The sequence below is a fragment of the Pseudomonas sp. NY8896 genome, assembly GCF_039634505.1.
In genome coordinates this window covers 3,544,411-3,560,539 of the sequence record NZ_CP132350.1, presented here as the reverse complement: position 1 = coordinate 3,560,539, position 16,129 = coordinate 3,544,411, and the positions used below count along the sequence as shown (strand labels likewise).

Here is a 16,129-nt window from a genome sequence, read left to right as displayed (position 1 = left end):
TTAGATGGTCTCCCCAGGTGAAGTGGCATTGCGGCCGCGCAGCCCACGGAATCATCCGCTGGGTAACAATTCCTAAACAACAATGTGACATTTTTTTTCAGCTTTCTTATCAAGGAGCTGTTAGATGAAAGTCACGGTTTTCGGTACTGGCTATGTCGGCCTCACCCAGGCAGTGTGCCTGGCCCAGGTGGGCCATTCGGTGTTGTGCATGGATGTCGATGCCGAACGAGTTGCCAACCTCAGTGCAGGCCATTGCCCGATCTTCGAGCCCGGCCTTGCGCCGCTGCTGGAGAAAAACCTGGCTTGCGGTCGCCTGCGTTTCACCACGGATGCCAGGGCAGCAGTTCACTACGCCAGGCTGCAGTTCATCGCAGTCGGCACTCCGCCACAAGCCGATGGCAGCGCCGACCTGAAGCACGTTTTTGCCGTGGTCGACAGCATCCTCGAACATGCCGACGGCACCAAGGTGATCGTCAACAAATCCACCGCGCCAGTCGGCACGGTGCACCGCATCAAATCGCGTATAGCCCAGGCCGTGGCCGACACCAGTCGTTTCCAGGTCATCAGCAACCCGGAATTTCTCAAGGAAGGCTCGGCCGTGGATGATTGCATGCGTCCGGACCGCATCATCATCGGCGGCGCCGAACCGGCCGAAGTGGAATTGCTGCGCGAACTGTACCTGCCGTTCAGCCGCAACCGCGAAAAGCTTATGACCATGGATGCGCGCAGCGCCGAGCTGACCAAGTATGCGGCCAACTGCATGCTGGCGACCAAGATCTCCTTCATCAACGAAATCGCCAACCTGGCCGAGTACCTGGGGGCCGATATCGAGATGGTGCGCCGTGGCATCGGCTCCGACCCGCGCATTGGCTATGACTTCATCTACGCCGGTTGCGGCTTTGGCGGCTCGTGCTTCCCCAAGGACTTGCAAGCCCTGCGCCGCAGCGCCGAGGCTGAAGGCTTCGAGCCGCAGTTGCTGCGTGCGGTGGAGTCGGTCAACGAACATCAAAAGGGCCGGTTGTTCAGCAAGATCCAGCGGCATTATCCCGGTGGCCTGCGGGGCAAGGTATTTGCCTTGTGGGGGTTGTCGTTCAAGCCCAACACCAACGACATACGCGAGGCCTCCAGCCGGGTCCTGCTGGAGGCCCTGTGGGCCGCTGGCGCGCGGGTACAGGCCCATGACCCGCAGGCGATGGAAGAAATCCTGCGGCATTACGGCCCGCGCGCCGACCTGCAACTGGTGCCCTGCAAGGACGATGCACTGGAGGGTGCCGATGCGCTGGTAATCATCACCGAGTGGCAGGACTACGGCGTGCTCAACCTGGAAAAAGTGCCGCAACAATTGGCCGACCGAGTGGTATTCGACGGGCGCAACCTGTTCGAGCCCGAGCACATGGCCACCGCCGGCCTCACCTATTACGGTATTGGTCGCGGCCAGGTGCAGCCAGCATGCCCGTACTGATTACCGGCGTGGCCGGCTTCATCGGCTTCCATGTCGCTCGCCGCCTGTGCGAGGCAGGCATCGATGTGGTCGGCATCGACAACCTCAATGCCTACTACAGCGTCGAGCTGAAACTGGCGCGCCTGCAACGGCTGTTCGGCTTCGCCAATTTCCGCTTCCAAACCCTCGATATCGCCAACAGCGCCGACCTGCAACAGCTGTTCGCCAGGCAGGCGTTCAGTGAAGTGATCCACCTGGCGGCCCAGGCCGGGGTGCGCTATTCGCTGGACAACCCTGGCGCCTACGGGCAGGCCAACCTGGTCGGTTTCCTCAACATCCTCGAAGCCTGCCGCCAGCAGCCACCACGCCACCTGATCTACGCCTCCAGCAGCTCGGTGTACGGCGCCAATGCCAAGCTGCCGTTCAGCATCGATGACCCGGTCGAGCAGCCGGTTTCGCTGTACGCCGCCAGCAAGCGTGCCAATGAACTGATGGCGCACAGCTACGCGCACCTGTATCGGATACCAACCACCGGCCTGCGCTTTTTCACCGTCTACGGCCCCTGGGGCCGGCCCGACATGGCGCTGTTCAAGTTCACCCGCGCCATGCTCGAAGGACGGCCGATCGAGGTTTACAACAACGGCCTGATGGGCCGCGACTTCACCTACATCGACGACATCGTCGAAAGCATCGTGCGCCTGCGCCTGAAACCACCCCGGCCGACCGAGGGGCAGCCGCCCTGCCAGCTGTTCAACATCGGCCGTGGGCAGCCGGTAAGGCTGCTGCAATTCGTCGAATGCCTGGAAGCCGCCTTGGGCATCAAGGCCCAGCGCGACTACCTGCCGCTACAAGCGGGCGACGTGCTGGAGACCTGGGCCGATGTCGGCTCACTGGCACGCTGGATCGACTACTCCCCAGGCACGTCGCTGGAGCACGGCGTCAACGCTTTCGTTGGCTGGTACCGGGATTTCTACCGGGTTTGATCCACGTAATAACAACATGATCACGGGTAGCCTCATGACAGATCCACTTGACCTCTCGGTACTGATCCCCGCCAAGAACGAGGTCGACAACCTGCCTTCACTGCTGATGGAGATACGCGCTGCACTCACCGCCGAACGCTACGAGGTGCTGGTGGTCGACGACGGCAGCAGCGACCGCACCTTGAGCGTATTGCAGCAACTGAAAAGCCAGGGCTACACGCAATTGCGCATCCTGCGTCACGAACGCTCGCAGGGCCAGAGCACCTCTCTGTGGCATGCCGCCCAGGCGGCCCGCGGCCACTGGTTGGCGACCCTGGATGGCGACGGCCAGAACGACCCGGCGGACATCCCCGGCATGCTGGCCCTGGTGCGTGCCAACCAGGGCCTGGCCGGCGGCGTCAAGCTGGTGGCCGGGCACCGGGTCAACCGGCGTGACAGCGCCAGCAAACGCTGGGCCTCGCGCTTCGCCAATGGCCTGCGCAGCCGCCTGCTCAAGGACGCCACGCCCGACACCGGCTGCGGGCTGAAGCTGATCGAGCGTGCAGCCTTCTTGCGCCTGCCCTACTTCGACCACATGCACCGCTACATTCCGGCACTGATCCTGCGCCACAACGGCCGCATGCTGGTGCACCCGGTCAATCACCGGCCACGCCACGCGGGTGTCTCCAAATACGGCAACCTGGACCGCGCCCTGGTCGGCATCCTCGACCTGATCGGGGTGTGGTGGCTGATCCGCCGAACCCGCCTGGACAGCCACCCGCAGGAGCTTGAAGGATGACCCGCGAAACCCTGTGGCTGATCGTCGGGTTTGCCGGCCAGGCCGTTTTCACCGGGCGTTTCGTGCTGCAGTGGCTGTACAGCGAGTTCAAGCGCCGCAGCGTGATCCCGGTGGGTTTCTGGTACCTGAGCATGCTCGGCAGCGCACTTCTGCTGACGTACGCCATCTACCGCCAGGACCCGGTATTCATCATCGGCCAAAGCTTCGGCTTTCTGGTTTACCTGCGCAACCTGCAGCTGATTGCCCGCCATCAGGAACAGAAGGAATAGGCCTTTGCCAAAGTTCAAGACGCTTGCGGCCGAACGCCTGGCCCTGATCGCCCTCGCCGTGTTGTTGGTGGGCGCCGGTATCGGCTGGCGCCAGCCAATGAATGTCGATGAAGAACGCTTTCTCGGCGTGGCCCTGGAAATGCTGCAGAGCGGCACCTGGTTCATCCCGCACCGGGCCGCGGAGATCTACGGCGACAAGCCACCGTTGTTCATGTGGACCGTGGCACTGTTCAGCTACCTGACCGGCTCACCCAAGGTTGCCCTCTATCTGCCAGGGCTGCTGTCGGCGGCGACCATCACCTGGGTGCTGCATGACCTCGGGCGGCGCCTGTGGAACCGGCGCATCGGCGTAATCGCAGCTTTGCTGTTCCTGGCCACCTACCAGAGCTACAGCATCCTGCGCACCGGGCAGATCGACAGTTTTCTGTGCCTGTGGGTGGCGCTCGGCTTCTACGGCATGCTGCGCCACCTGCTGCTGGGGCCCGCCTGGGCCTGGTTCTACCTGGCCTGCGCGGCGATGGGCCTGGGCATCATCAGTAAGGGTGTGGGTTTTGTCCCGGCGCTGATGCTGCTGCCTTACGCCTGGGCAGTACGCCAGCGCTGGCACGGCGTGGTCGCGATGCCGGGCCAGGGATGGCGCTGGAGCCTGGGGCTGCTGTGGTTGCTGGCCGGTTGCGCGGTGTGGCTGCTGCCACTGTTGGTGTCGATCGCCCAGGGCGGTGGCGCGGCAGAGCTGGCCTACCTGAAAGAAATCCTGTTGCGCCAGACCGCCAGCCGCTACGCCAATGCCTGGGACCATCGCGAGCCGTTCTGGTACTTCTTCGTCAAGGTCATCCCCAAGTACTGGCTGCCCCTGATACTGGCCCTGCCCTGGCTGATACCGGCCTGGCGCCGGCAACTGCAAAAACGCGATGGCCGCTTCCTGCTGTTACTCGGCTGGGTGGCGTTGGTGCTGCTGTTTTTCAGCCTCAGCAGCGGCAAGCGCAAGCTCTACATCTTCCCGGCCCTGCCTGGCCTGGTACTGGCCATGGCGCCGCTGGTGCCTTGGCTGCTCAAGCGCTGGTGGCAGCGCCGGCCGGGTTGGCGCAGGGCCTTCACTACCGTAGCCCTGACATGGTTCGCCCTGTGGTTCGCCCGAGGCTTCGTCGAGCCGATCAAGGAAGGCCGCAACCCGCATGACACGCTGATGAGCGACGCCGCTCAAGCCACCGACGGTGCTGAACTGGTGCTGGTCAACTGGCGCGAGGGCCATTGGCTGTTTGCCCGGCAACCCATCGTGCATTTCGGCTTCACGGGCCAACCCAAAGCCGATGCGGCGGCCTACTGGCTGCGCCAGCACCCCTCTGCCTTCGCACTGGTTCCGGCCACCGAGCTGGGCGGCTGTTTCAACGCCGACAAGGCCCGCAAGCTGGGCGAGACCTCGCGGGCCGAGTGGTATGTGGTCGGTGCCGATGCCGACAACGGCCAGTGCCGCGCCACTGCCCCCGACCACGTCTACCACTTCACCTGGGCTAAGGCGCAGGAGGGCTAAGCTGCAGCACCTCGTTGGTATACGCCCACTCCTTTTGCACCTGGTCCGGGTGGTCGTTCAGGCGAATGCCATAGGACGGGATGATTTGCTTGATTTTCGCCTGCCACTCGGGCGAGGCCACCTTGTCCTTGAACACCTTGTTCAGCACATCGAGCATGATGGGCGGTGCGGTCGAAGCACCAGGCGAGGCCCCCAGCAAGCCGGCGATGCTGCCGTCCTTGGACGTCACCACCTCGGTACCGAGCTTGAGCACGCCACCGAGAGCTTCGTCTTTCTTGATGATCTGCACCCGCTGGCCCGCCTGCCACAGCCGCCAATCCTCCTTCTTCGCCTCGGGGAAGTAGGTGCGCAGTGCTTCGAAGCGATCATTGTCGGACTGCAACACCTGGCCGATCAGGTACTGCACCAGGTCGAACTCGCGGACCCCTACCCGCACCATCGGCCAAGCGTTGTGCACGCTGGTACTGGCAAGCAGGTCGAACAGCGAGCCTTGCTTGAGGAACTTGGTCGAGAATGTGGCGAACGGCCCGAACAGGATCATGCGCTTGCCATCGAGCACCCGGGTGTCCAGGTGTGGCACCGACATGGGCGGCGCACCGGTGGCGGCAATGCCGTAGGCCTTGGCCATGTGCCGCTGGGCGATGGCCGGGTTGTCGGTGACCAGGAACGAGCCGCCGACCGGGAAACCGGCATAGTCCTTGGCTTCGTCGATACCCGACTTCTGCAGCAGCGGTAACGCGGCACCGCCGGCACCAATGAACAGGAACTTGGCATCGGTGGCCGCCTTGCTGCCATCCTTGAGGTTCTTGTACTCGACGTGCCAGGAACCGTCACCGTTGCGGGTAATGTCCTGCACCTCGCTCGACAGCTTGAGGTCGAAGTTCGGTCGGGTCTGCAGATAACCCACGTACTGCCGGGTGATCTCGCCAAAGTTGACGTCGGTGCCAATCGGCGTCCAGGTCACCGCCAGCTTCTGGTTAGGGTCGCGGCCCTCCATCATCAGCGGTACCCACTTGCGAATCTGCTCATGGTCTTCGGAGTACTGCATGGGCTTGAACAGCGGGCTGGCCTGCAGGGCCTCGTAGCGCTTCTTCAAAAAGCGGATATTGTCATCGCCCCAGACAAAGCTCATGTGCGGGGTGGTGTTGATGAACGAATGCGGGTTCTTCAGCACCCCCTGCTTCACCTGCCAAGCAAGGAACTGCCGGGTGATCTGAAACGACTCGTTGATCTCCACCGCTTTGCTGATGTCGATCTTGCCGTCCTTTTCCGGGGTGTAGTTCAACTCAGCCAGGGCCGAATGGCCGGTACCCGCATTGTTCCAGCCGTTGGAGCTTTCTTCAGCCACTTTGTCCAGGCGCTCGACCATCTCCATCGACCAGCCTGGCTCCAATTCGTTGAGCCACACGGCCAAGGTAGAACTCATGATGCCGCCGCCCACCAGCAGCACATCGACCTTTCTGGTTTCCGCAGCCTGGGCATTGAGCATGCCGATTGCCAAGGCCAGCCCGGCCAGCGCCAGTTTCGGCTTGATGGTGATCTTCATAACCTCTCCCGTGCCTCGTGCCTATCCATAAGTTCAGCCACAAGCTTAGCTGACGGATTTGCTCAGGTATGGCCGGCGCACAAGCACTTGCAATCCATCACATCTCAAAATACTGTATGAATATTCAGTATTGCGAGACAGTACCATGCAACTCATTGCCAAACTCGGCATCCTCGCCGACGCCGCCAAGTACGACGCTTCCTGCGCCAGCAGCGGTGCGCCCAAGCGTAACTCGCGCGGTGCCGACAGCCTGGGGGCCACCAATGGCATGGGCATCTGTCACAGCTACACCCCCGACGGCCGCTGCGTATCGCTGCTCAAGGTGTTGCTCACCAACTTCTGCCTGTACGACTGCCAGTACTGTGTCAACCGCCGCTCCAGCAACGTGCCACGCGCGCGCTTCAGCCCCGAGGAAGTGGTACGCCTGACCCTGGACTTCTACCGGCGCAACTGCATCAGCGGCTTGTTCCTCAGCTCTGGCATCATCCGCTCGGCGGACTACACCATGGAGCAGCTGATCCGCGTGGCCCGGCTGTTGCGCGAAGAACACAACTTCCGCGGCTACATTCATCTCAAGACAATTCCCGACGCCGACCCGCTGCTGATCGAACAGGCCGGGCGCCTGGCCGACCGCCTCAGCGTCAACATCGAGCTGCCGACCGACGCCAGCCTCAAACGCCTGGCGCCGGAAAAACAGGCGCACACCATTCGCCAGGCCATGGGCGTGATTCACCAAGGCCAGCAAGCCGTGGCCAACGAGCCCAAGGCGCCACGCTTTACCCCGGCGGGGCAAAGCACCCAGGTCATCGTCGGCGCCGACAGCACCGACGACAGCACCTTGCTGCGCAATGCCGAGTCGCTTTACCAGGGCTACGGCCTCAAGCGCGTGTACTACTCCGCCTTCAGCCCGATCCCCGACAGCCCAGGCAGCGTGCCCCTCGCCGCACCTCCGCTGCTGCGCGAACACCGCCTGTATCAGGCCGACTTCCTGCTGCGTGGCTATGGCTACAAGGCTGGCGAGCTGCTGGGCCAGAGCGGTAACCTGGCCCTGGACATCGACCCCAAGCTGGCCTGGGCGCTGGCCAACCGCGAGGTCTTCCCGCTGGATGTGAACCGCGCCGAGCCAGCGTTACTGGCACGCATCCCCGGCATCGGCCTGCGCAGTGTGCAACGCCTGGTCGCCCTGCGCCGGGAACGGCGTATCCGCTATGACGACCTGATCCAGCTGCGTTGCGTGCTGGACAAGGCTCGGCCGTTCATCGTCACCAGCGACTACCGCCCGGCCCAAGCCGAACTGCGCAGCGGCCTGCTAAGGGCGCGTTTGCGTGAGCCGCAAGCACCGGTGCAGATGGGGTTATGGGGGTGATCGCGCTCGACTGCGACGACCTGTTCGCGACTTGGCGCGATCAGGCCCGGGTGTTGTTGGGGCATGGCATCGACCCGTCCGAAGTCACCTGGTCGCAAGGTCCGATGGCGGACCTGCTGGCCATGCCGACTGCGCCCCCGGAAGGCCCCGGCCCTTTTCGCGCCAAAGTCCCGGCAGCCTTGCTGAGCCAACTGGAGCAGGCCTCCCGCTACCGTGGCGAGCAACGTTGGAACCTGCTGTACGAAGTGCTTTGGCGCGTCGCCCATGGCGATCGCACAGCCATGCTGGCAGGTGATCGGTTGGGCAGTGAGCTGCAACGGCGCATCAAACAGGTGACCCGCGAAGCACATCACCTGCATGCGTTCGTGCGCTTCGTGCCGTTGCCTGATGAACTGGTCGAGCATTTGCAGTTGGACCTGGTGGCCTATCACGAGCCGGCGCATGACATTCTGCAAAGTGCCAGCCCGCATTTTGCCGACCGCCTGGGGCGTTTGCGCTGGCTTATCGCTACACCACAGGATGGCATTCGCTTTGACGGTCAAGTGTTCGATTACCAGCGCCAGTGCCCCGAAGCCTGGCGCCAGTGGGCGCGCAACGCCGACGACCCTGGCGCCGAGCTTTGGCGCACGTACTACCGCCATACCTTCAACCCGGCCCGCCTCAACCCGGACGCCTTGCGCCTGCACATGCCCGGGCGGTTCTGGCGGCATTTGCCGGAAGGCATGCTGATACCGCAGCTGGAAGGCTTGGCGCGCCAGGGCAAGCAGCGGGACGGCCAGGCCCTTGAAGTGGCCGCTCAATCCGGCAAGCAAATCAGCATGCACACGCGGTCGGTGTAGGAGCGGCCTTGTGTCGCGATGGGCCGCAAAGCGGCCCCAAGGCTTCAGCGGCACAACCAATATTGCAGTAACCCCTGAACAGCCCACTCATCAATCCAGCAACCACCCAGCGTCGCCCTCCACCAGCACACCACCGTGATCCGTCCGGTCGCCTTTTCGCGCCACAGCAGCGCCTTCGATCAGGTAATGTTCAGCCCCACTTTCGATCACTGCACCACAGGTTGTCCGGTCCCCCACCCTGGCAACCGCCCTGCCATTGAATGTATAAGCAGCACTGCCGCTCTCTACCTGGTTAACGCCATGCAGCGGGCATTTGTGTTGGTGGCCTACAAGTACAACCGGGCTCATTGGGCTTCTCCTTCAGACGGTGCGGTACGGGATTCGCGGTCAATGTCCGCTGGCCATTTAACCTTCGGCGCCAGGCAGTGCATGTGGCTCAGGCCATCGTCGTCGTTCCAGTCACGGGGCGGGTGGACGAACTTTGGCAGGGCTTCGGGGCCTTGTTGCATGAACAACCGGGCGATGGCCCAGTAGGCCTCGCCTCGGTAAAGGTTGGAAGTGAACAATACGCGATCGATGACTTCATTGGTTTCCGGGTTGCGGACAGAGAGCATGACGTTCTCTATCAGACCACCGTGGCCGGGAGCATAGACTCGGTAGACCTCGGCGGTTACGTCGTCCCAGTTGTAAGCGACAGGCTTTACACCCCAGTGTTTACGGCTAAACAGGTAGAAATAGTTGAATCGAAATTGATAGAGATAGATCTTTCGTCGCAGGCGATTGAAGCGGATAGGTTCATCTCTTGGAAGCAATAAGTCCAATTTAACAAATGGAATAATAGCCCAGAGTGAAACAACTGGAACCAAAACCGCAAGAACGATCACCGACCAATCATCCACCAAGCCATAACTGAAGAAACCCCAATACATCCACACCATTAAACCAAACAGAAACATCAGCATCGGAGCACTAATCAAAGCTATAACACCGCGCAAAATGATGGTTGACCGCGGCAACTCCAGGAACACATCATCAATATGGTTTGGCGACGGCTTTATGTCCTCCACACTAAAACGGGGGGCTGGCACTTCATCAACGTGCGGAAGATCGTAGCTCCAGCCTATCGCACGCTTCCATAACGCTTTTGTCTCATGCTCAATCATTTAGCCCCCGACTACACACCTCGACATACGCACTATCTATATTTCGATCTGGCCAATACATCAGTAACAGTGTTGCTGCAAGTATGGAATGGCTCCCGATCGTAGGCATAAGATCCACTCTTCCAGATATCTCCAAGCTAATGGCCTCAGCCTCGCCTATCGCAGCCACATGATTTCTTTTATCAACAACAAAACTGCTCTTATAGTCAGGAACCCGAGGCGGAGAAAAATTTGAAAAATTAACAGCTTCAGTAATGGGACCTACAGATAAAGCATGATACTCATCAATAAATAGGCGTTCCCCACCAGTATACTTAGGGAACTCTCCATCACCATTGCGATGCACCACCAAAATCCAACGATAAGCGGAGACCTCTTCTTTGTACCCAGGTAACAATATTTTAAACTTCAGCATCTGCTCTCTTTCCAGTCCGACCAACCCTCCTATCCGTGGCACTGCAGGATCGGTTATGAGGCTCGACTCGAAATGCAGCATTGCTTTTACGCCCAATGTAACTGCATTGAGCTCTGCAAACGCAATATCTGCATATTCGGGAGTTTTCCAGTGAACAACTGGCACCTCATCTGCCTTCCCAAAGCAGGATCGTCTTGCCCAACGCTCTAATAGGGACGACTCGTTCCATTCGGCATGCTTGCTTAGTGCATATGCTACTAATACCAATATTACAGCAACCCCTAAAGGCCCCAGCAAAGAGGTTTTAAAAACCGCCACCGCAAATACTAAAGACCCAGAGCCATAAAGCGCGGCAGCCAATATATGCTGATTTTTTGCCACACTATCTCCAGCTGCCTTAGCCCGCCTACTTGCAGCGACTGCCTGAGCCATGTCAAAGACACCAGCAACAGAACTTACAATTGCACCAAGTTTTATGAAGACCTCCCCAGAAGCTGCGACTCCCCTAGTCCACGGCATTTTTTCATGAGTAGCACCCGATCTCATGACTAATCCAACCAACTCGATTTGCCCCCCAAGCACCCCCAGTGTTGAGCCTTGCAACGCCAACTTGGCCTCATGAGCCTTCGGCCCAACCTCCGCTTCCGCTTTTTCCTGGTTCCTGACCAGGCTGTCGTATTGAAAGTACAGCCCTCCAATTGCCAGCAATACTTCCCAACTTCCCGCCACACCGCGCAACCCTCTGAAGCCAGTGCTCACCAACTGCGCCGTCTGCTGCGAAGTGATCTTCATCCCCTGCAACACCTTGCGCGCATTCGCCTCTAGCGTCCCCGCCGCCACCGAGACATCCACCAAGGCAATCTGTGCCGCGCTGCTGACTTGGGTCACCTTCATATTGGCTTCCTCAAACAACCGGCCACGCACCTCTTCAGCCGTGCCCTCGACCCACACCGTTACGCTGATCATGGTGTTGGTAAACCGCGGGTCGAGCACGGCCAGGCTCATCAACCCATGCTGGATGATCGGCCGCACCTTGCGGAACGGCTTCATCGAGCCAAATTCGAAGTCATCGATGCTGCGATGCATCCGGTCCCGTGCCTCGGCGATGGAGGCATTGGCCTTGTGCTGCAATTCGCGCAAGTGGGCACTCTGCAAGGCGTAGTACTCGCCCAGCTTCATCTTCACTTCCAGTTCGATCAGGTGCACGCCGTTGTAGAGGAACTGCGTCGCGCTGTTCAGGTGCCGCACGGCGTTTTGAATGCCAGGGAGCAAGTTGGGCGCCAGGCGCTGGCTGGCCGCATTGAGCGCACTCTGCGTTTCGGCGATGGCCTGCTTGAGCGTGTTGCGCATGCGCAGGCCTGCGTCGTCACTGGCGATGATCTTGCTCAGGATGCCGTAGAGCTTGTCGCTGTCGTTCCAGTTGATGGCTTCGGCAGCGGTAAAACTGGGCAGCAGCCCAGCCAGCAATGCACGGTCACGCATCAACAATGCGCGGTAAGGTGGGCTGTTGGGGTCTTGCAGCCATTTATGCCAGAGCGTTTCGCTGGTGCCGGCCGCAGGCAGCGTACCGGGTGCCACGGCCTCGGTGATACCGCCGCCCAGGCACAATGCCATGGTCTTGGCATACGCCACGCCAGACTCACGATGATCACTGTCGTAATCGTACTGCTCTGCCACCTTGAACATGGGCGTGTCGAACAGCGCGGCATACGCACGGGCGCCCTTGTCGATGTAGCGCTGGAACTCGGCTTCCTGCTGGTCGTACTCGGCCTGGAACGCCGCCCGTTGCGGTTCGTGATAGCGCTGCTCGAGCTTATCCTCACTGTCCTTCTGTGCTTGCTCGACCATTCGTGGTCGCTCTACCGTCGGGTCAATCGGTACAAACGGCCCTCTGTTCGCCATCGACTCAAGTGACGGCACGTTCTGTGCTGCCCTCTCCCTCTGCGTGGCGCGAATAATCTGCAAAATCTGCGAAGTCTGTAGCTGATAAGCCCGCATGGGCTCTTCGCGCCAGACCTGGCGTTTCACCACCCAGTTCAGCCGTTGATGGTTGTACTCCTGAATCAAGCCAACCGTATCGTCGAGCACCACCGCCAGCACGCCGTTTTCCAGCGTGTGCCGGTTCATCGCGTTGACCAGATACCCCTTCAGGGCGAACCGGCGTAGCCAACGGCTGTGAAAGCCATGCGCACTGTCGAACGGCGAACACCCGTGCTGCGCGTACTCAAGTACCTCCTTGTCGATTTGCAGGTTGTCAGGCGTCATGGCGATGCCCAGCAATTCAGGGTTGTTGCGCGCCTGGGTCAGGTCCAAACCCTCAAAGCGATGTGCAGGTGCCGTGCCGCGTTTGTAGGCATTCAGCACGCTCACCGGCCAAGGGTCGCTCGAAAAGGCCAGCCAGGCACTGCCATAGCGGTCGGTATCAATGTTCAGGAAAGATGAGGGAATGTCGTGATTTTCATTAACGCACTTTTCGGGGAGTGACGCGGGCAGGCCGTCGGACGGTTCATAGGGGTTGAAACGGCGCAGGTGGCCCTGTTCGCTGACTTCGTAGGCATGCCAGACCTGTTGGTCCAGCAGCACATACAGGTAGCCCATGCGCAAGGTACGCAGGCCCATCTTCGTCGAGACATGCAGGCTGCCGGCAACGGTGGTGATGCAACCTGGGCGCGCATCCGGCACCAGGGCGCGGCGCAGTGGCAGAATCGGCAGGCCTTGCCGCTCGCAGGACATGCACTGGTCGTGCGGCAGCCCAGCTTCGGCTACCGCAATGGCGATACGTTGGCTAAGGGTCATAAGCGCCTCTCGGTATTGGGCAGGGCTTCGATCAAGCGACACCACTGATCGTCGGAGTAGCGCGCGAGCATTGGGGAAAGTGGTCGGTGATCGCTGACGGCCGCGTCAACCATGCTGTGCAATGCGGCAACGCTATTTAGCCTGGGGTGAATGCACAGGTGATGCAGGGCAAACACCATGATGTCTTCCTGTGTGCTCAAGCCCAGCCTGCGTGCGTCATCGATATGGTTGGATACGCGCACAGCGGCAAACGGTGGTATCTGGCACTGGCTCGCGTCGTGTGAGCCCGCGCGCAACACTCTCCAGATATCCAGTACGCGCTCGATCAACCTCACATCCTCCTGATTACGCCGGGCCGAATCTGGCAAAGGGTGTCGCTGCCCACTCTGTCCTTTGAGGCTCAACAACCCGCCGCCACTACTCAGAAACAGCCAGTTGCTGATCGGCCACCAGGGCCCTTGCTCGACTCGTTCGAACGTTGCAGCGAGCAACTCCAGGCGAACAGGTTCGTATACCGGGTAGAAACCGAACGCCCGCTCAGCATTGGGTATTCGACACATGGCCGTGATATGGGCAGCCACAGTGGCCGATGTTGCCTCGCTGAATAGCCAACCACTCAGGTAGCGCCGACGCTGATGCAGCCCTCTGCGCGCGGCACGAGCGGTCAGCTCCAGCAACTGGCGGCTGGGCATCGCGCCAGGTGCGGCCAAACAGGCCAGTACCGGGTGCAGGTGCGGCGCATGGGCCAGATCGGCCCTGTGCACTTGGGTCAATGCAGGCTCGCCCAACGCTTCGCGCAGTTGTGCAAGCAAGGCATGGTCGCTTTTACCCGCGATCGCGAGTGGATCTATCAGTACATGGCAATGCAGGTGCGCCGCATGGTGCCCTTCGATGCTGCTGGCCAGGTGTTCGCTATTGATCACGACTTGGCCTCACAGGTGGTGCCGGCTTCCGGCCTAAGCGCTAGTGACTGGGTATTTCCATCACCTTTCGCAACCGCCTTGGTTTGTCCCAGCAGGTCGAGTGTCAGCCCATTGAGGGTGATGCCCTGCTCATCCAACACCAGGCTGCCACCTGGCGTTCTAAGCTCGATGCGCTCACTGGCCCACAGCTGGTAGACCGTGGTGCGTTGTTCCATGCCCTGCCCGACCTTGACCTTCTGGGCACCTTTGACGACAAGCTCGCTGTCCTTGCCTATGAAAGCGTGGTAATTGGCACCGGTAGATTCGCGATGATCGTTGCCCACCGTCTCGATCAGGTTGTGTTTGATGTCCACAAGGCAGTTTTGACCGATGACCTGGGTGTGGTCACGCGCTGTGTCCTGGCGGTAGTCGTTACCAATGTTCAACTGCTGATCTTGACCGACCTGCTCGATCCGATTGCGCCCGACACGCGTGGTCTCATCATTGCCGACCACATTGTTCTGGTCCCGCTGGGCATGAATGAACACTTCCTCTTTGCCCAACTCGTCTTCGAAACGCAGCTCGTTGTAGCCATCACCCTTGTGGGTCTGGCTCTTGATGGTCATGCGTGTCTTGTGTTCGGGCAGGTCATAGGGCGGCAGCTGGTTGCCGCAGTAGGTGCGCCCGGTGATCATCGGCTGGTCCGGGTCGCCGTTGACGTACTGGATGATCACGTCCTGGCCGATGCGCGGGATGGCCATCGAACCCCAGCTACCACCGGCCCAGCCCTGCGACACGCGTACCCAGCAGGAGCTGAACTCGTTGTTTTCGCTCTCCCGGTCCCAAGGAAAGCTGACCTTCACCCGGCCCCATTGGTCGCAGTAGATTTCCTCGCCCTTCGGCCCCACCACCGTGGCCATGTGCGGGCCGTCGATGCGCGGTTTGGGCAAGGGGGCCGGGCGCCATTCGGTTCTGCCGGGGACCAGCACGGCGTCCTGCTTGTAGCGGGTGCCTAGCTGCGCACCTGCTGCCTCTTCCTGCAGGCTGGTGAACTGGGTGCCCTCGTGGTGCACGCGGGTGACCCGCCAATGCAGGTTCAGGTCTTCGCGCGGGTGCTCGATCAGGGTGAAACTCAGCCCCGGTTGCAGGCGCACATCGTCGCCTTCCACCTCGGCCATGCGGGCATCATGGCGCAGGGCCGTGATGCGGGTGGCGGTGAAAGGCACGCCGACCGCCTCGCGCTTGTAGCGGCCGGGGTAGTCGAAGCGTTCGTAGGCGGTGGACTGGTGCGCCAGGTCGCCGCCCTCGGCGCGTAGCTCCAGGCGATAAGCCGGGTGGGTGAAGGTGTGGTCGCGCTGAACCTGGCGCGCGGTACGTACCTGCTCGCTGTAGCGCAGGTGGCGCAGGCAGGGTATTGCCTGATCGCCAGCACTGTTGGCGTGGTACAGCACCTGGTTGGGGTCGATGTCAGCCTGTTCGAAGAAACCTTCATCCTCGTCGTCGGCCTTGATGACGCCCTGACTGATCTGCCCCAGCGCCAGCAGCCGGTCGGTGATGATCAGCGTGTGGCCTTTCGGCGTGTGCTCGAAGCGGTAGACGAGGCCCTCTTCGGCGGCCAGGCGAGCAATGAAATCGAGGTCGGTTTCACCGGCCTGCACGCAGAATTCGCGCACCTGGTGCTGATCGATGCACTTGAGCTGGTACGCATTCACGCCCTGGCGCTTGAGCATGATTTCGAGGATTTGCGATACGGTTTTCTGCTGGAAGATGCGCCAGTTCGAGCGCAACCCCGCACGGGCCAGCACGGGCTCGACCAAGGCGTGGTAGCGGGTGCGATGGAAGCCCGTTTCACCTTGGCTAAACGTGCTGACCAGGCCGTGCACATAGCGCAGCGGGCGCTCACCGCGCCAAAGGGTGAACAACACCGGTTTGTCGAGCAGTTGGCCAAAGTCGACAGCGTCTTCGAAACTGATCAGTTCCAGCTGCAACTGGAATGGTGTGCTGATGGCTTCATCCAGCTCGAACGACACCACTTCGAACTCGCTACGGCCCACCAGCGGCTGGAAGGTGAAGCGCAAATCGGATTGGCTAGACATGTGG

General features: G+C 60.9%; 13 protein-coding genes. 7 read left to right on the top strand and 6 right to left on the bottom strand.

Translation table 11 applies throughout. The features are described from left to right. Positions 1 to 124: 124 nt before the first annotated feature. Genes Q9451_RS15925 through Q9451_RS15905 form a run of 5 tightly spaced genes read left to right on the top strand, consistent with a single transcriptional unit; the run spans position 125 to position 5,002 of the window. Positions 125 to 1,462, top strand: coding sequence for a UDP-glucose/GDP-mannose dehydrogenase family protein (locus Q9451_RS15925; RefSeq protein ID WP_345960630.1), 1,338 nt, complete (start codon positions 125 to 127; stop codon positions 1,460 to 1,462). Continuing rightward, positions 1,450 to 2,424 carry an NAD-dependent epimerase/dehydratase family protein gene (locus Q9451_RS15920; protein ID WP_012272478.1) on the top strand — a complete coding sequence of 325 codons (975 nt, stop codon included), beginning with the start codon at positions 1,450 to 1,452 and terminating at the stop codon, positions 2,422 to 2,424. The genes Q9451_RS15925 and Q9451_RS15920 overlap by 13 nt, the downstream gene beginning before the upstream one ends. Before the next feature lie 34 nt (positions 2,425 to 2,458). Then, the gene (locus Q9451_RS15915) at positions 2,459 to 3,202 is read left to right on the top strand and encodes a glycosyltransferase family 2 protein (RefSeq protein ID WP_012272479.1); all 744 of its coding nucleotides are present in this window, start codon (positions 2,459 to 2,461) and stop codon (positions 3,200 to 3,202) included. Further along, a complete protein-coding gene (locus Q9451_RS15910; RefSeq protein WP_012272480.1) occupies positions 3,199 to 3,471 on the top strand; it encodes a lipid-A-disaccharide synthase N-terminal domain-containing protein in 273 nt (90 codons plus the stop codon). The genes Q9451_RS15915 and Q9451_RS15910 overlap by 4 nt, the downstream gene beginning before the upstream one ends. A gap of 4 nt (positions 3,472 to 3,475) precedes the next feature. Continuing rightward, positions 3,476 to 5,002, top strand: coding sequence for a glycosyltransferase family 39 protein (locus Q9451_RS15905; RefSeq protein WP_012272481.1), 1,527 nt, complete (start codon positions 3,476 to 3,478; stop codon positions 5,000 to 5,002). Here Q9451_RS15905 and mqo read toward each other — a convergent pair. After that, complete coding sequence (mqo, locus tag Q9451_RS15900; RefSeq protein ID WP_012272482.1) at positions 4,983 to 6,548, bottom strand: malate dehydrogenase (quinone); 1,566 nt, start codon at positions 6,546 to 6,548, stop codon at positions 4,983 to 4,985. The two genes, Q9451_RS15905 and mqo, sit on opposite strands and share 20 nt — an antisense overlap. 145 nt (positions 6,549 to 6,693) lie before the next feature. Here mqo and Q9451_RS15895 point away from each other — a divergent pair, with 145 nt between their 5' ends. Both Q9451_RS15895 and Q9451_RS15890 read left to right on the top strand, forming a co-directional pair. After that, positions 6,694 to 7,914: a putative DNA modification/repair radical SAM protein gene (locus Q9451_RS15895; protein WP_012272483.1), complete on the top strand. Its 1,221-nt coding sequence runs from the start codon at positions 6,694 to 6,696 to the stop codon at positions 7,912 to 7,914. Further along, complete coding sequence (locus tag Q9451_RS15890) at positions 7,905 to 8,753, top strand: TIGR03915 family putative DNA repair protein (RefSeq protein ID WP_012272484.1); 849 nt, start codon at positions 7,905 to 7,907, stop codon at positions 8,751 to 8,753. Before Q9451_RS15895 ends, Q9451_RS15890 begins: the two co-directional genes overlap by 10 nt. Before the next feature lie 90 nt (positions 8,754 to 8,843). On the opposite strand, the gene Q9451_RS15885 is transcribed toward Q9451_RS15890, so the two are convergent. The 5 genes from Q9451_RS15885 to tssI are packed head-to-tail and all read right to left on the bottom strand — an operon-like array spanning position 8,844 to position 16,125. After that, positions 8,844 to 9,101 carry a PAAR domain-containing protein gene (locus tag Q9451_RS15885; protein ID WP_012272485.1) on the bottom strand — a complete coding sequence of 86 codons (258 nt, stop codon included), beginning with the start codon at positions 9,099 to 9,101 and terminating at the stop codon, positions 8,844 to 8,846. Further along, on the bottom strand, positions 9,098 to 9,916 hold the full coding sequence (locus Q9451_RS15880; protein ID WP_012272486.1) for a DUF6708 domain-containing protein: 819 nt from the start codon (positions 9,914 to 9,916) through the stop codon (positions 9,098 to 9,100). Before Q9451_RS15880 ends, Q9451_RS15885 begins: the two co-directional genes overlap by 4 nt. Further along, positions 9,909 to 13,127 carry a T6SS effector BTH_I2691 family protein gene (locus tag Q9451_RS15875; protein WP_012272487.1) on the bottom strand — a complete coding sequence of 1,073 codons (3,219 nt, stop codon included), beginning with the start codon at positions 13,125 to 13,127 and terminating at the stop codon, positions 9,909 to 9,911. The genes Q9451_RS15880 and Q9451_RS15875 overlap by 8 nt, the downstream gene beginning before the upstream one ends. Next, positions 13,124 to 14,050 (bottom strand): hypothetical protein, encoded by a 927-nt coding sequence (locus Q9451_RS15870; RefSeq protein WP_012272488.1) that lies wholly within the window; start codon positions 14,048 to 14,050, stop codon positions 13,124 to 13,126. The genes Q9451_RS15875 and Q9451_RS15870 overlap by 4 nt, the downstream gene beginning before the upstream one ends. Then, positions 14,047 to 16,125 carry a type VI secretion system tip protein TssI/VgrG gene (gene tssI / locus Q9451_RS15865; RefSeq protein ID WP_012272489.1) on the bottom strand — a complete coding sequence of 693 codons (2,079 nt, stop codon included), beginning with the start codon at positions 16,123 to 16,125 and terminating at the stop codon, positions 14,047 to 14,049. The genes Q9451_RS15870 and tssI overlap by 4 nt, the downstream gene beginning before the upstream one ends. Positions 16,126 to 16,129 lie beyond the last annotated feature (4 nt).

What these genes read in the sequence shown, in the direction of transcription:
- Q9451_RS15925 (WP_345960630.1), top strand. Translation starts at nt 125, where the DNA reads ATGAAAGTCACGGTTTTCGGTACTGGCTATGTCGGCCTCACCCAGGCA.
- Q9451_RS15920 (WP_012272478.1), top strand. Translation starts at nt 1,450, where the DNA reads ATGCCCGTACTGATTACCGGCGTGGCCGGCTTCATCGGCTTCCATGTC.
- Q9451_RS15915 (WP_012272479.1), top strand. Translation starts at nt 2,459, where the DNA reads ATGACAGATCCACTTGACCTCTCGGTACTGATCCCCGCCAAGAACGAG.
- Q9451_RS15910 (WP_012272480.1), top strand. Translation starts at nt 3,199, where the DNA reads ATGACCCGCGAAACCCTGTGGCTGATCGTCGGGTTTGCCGGCCAGGCC.
- mqo (WP_012272482.1), bottom strand. Translation starts at nt 6,548, where the DNA reads ATGAAGATCACCATCAAGCCGAAACTGGCGCTGGCCGGGCTGGCCTTG.
- Q9451_RS15895 (WP_012272483.1), top strand. Translation starts at nt 6,694, where the DNA reads ATGCAACTCATTGCCAAACTCGGCATCCTCGCCGACGCCGCCAAGTAC.
- Q9451_RS15890 (WP_012272484.1), top strand. Translation starts at nt 7,905, where the DNA reads ATGGGGGTGATCGCGCTCGACTGCGACGACCTGTTCGCGACTTGGCGC.
- Q9451_RS15885 (WP_012272485.1), bottom strand. Translation starts at nt 9,101, where the DNA reads ATGAGCCCGGTTGTACTTGTAGGCCACCAACACAAATGCCCGCTGCAT.
- Q9451_RS15880 (WP_012272486.1), bottom strand. Translation starts at nt 9,916, where the DNA reads ATGATTGAGCATGAGACAAAAGCGTTATGGAAGCGTGCGATAGGCTGG.
- Q9451_RS15875 (WP_012272487.1), bottom strand. Translation starts at nt 13,127, where the DNA reads ATGACCCTTAGCCAACGTATCGCCATTGCGGTAGCCGAAGCTGGGCTG.
- tssI (WP_012272489.1), bottom strand. Translation starts at nt 16,125, where the DNA reads ATGTCTAGCCAATCCGATTTGCGCTTCACCTTCCAGCCGCTGGTGGGC.